Origin of the sequence: Rhizobium ecuadorense (assembly GCF_001187535.1) — a bacterium.
In the GTDB taxonomy this organism is placed as follows: domain Bacteria; phylum Pseudomonadota; class Alphaproteobacteria; order Rhizobiales; family Rhizobiaceae; genus Rhizobium; species Rhizobium ecuadorense.
The window spans coordinates 1-308 of the sequence record NZ_LFIO01000613.1 but is presented as its reverse complement, the minus strand read 5'-3'; the positions used below and the strand labels follow the sequence as shown (position 1 = coordinate 308).

1 pseudogene is annotated in these 308 nt (G+C 61.4%); it reads right to left on the bottom strand.

The features are described 5' to 3' along the window. A pseudogene (locus AF337_RS12340) lies at window positions 1-308 on the bottom strand (carbohydrate ABC transporter permease); the annotation flags it as partial.

Here is a 308-nt window from a genome sequence, read left to right as displayed (position 1 = left end):
GAGCAGGATCGCGTAGAGGAACGGCAGCTTCCACCAGGCCCGGGTGCGCGATAGCGCATAGCCGCCAAGTCCGGAAAGCACCATGACGAGCAGCGTCGCGCTAGCGACCACGAAGAGCGAATTGAACAGCCACTTCGCCCCGTCCTCCTTGGTGAAGACCCTGACATAGTTGGCGAAGGTCCACTGCTCCGGCCAATGCAGGAAGAGCTGCGCATTGCCGTCGAGCGATGCAAGCAGCACCCAGAAGAAGGGCACCGCGCAGAAGATCGAGATCAGCGACAACGTCGCATAGGCAATGAGGTCGGAGC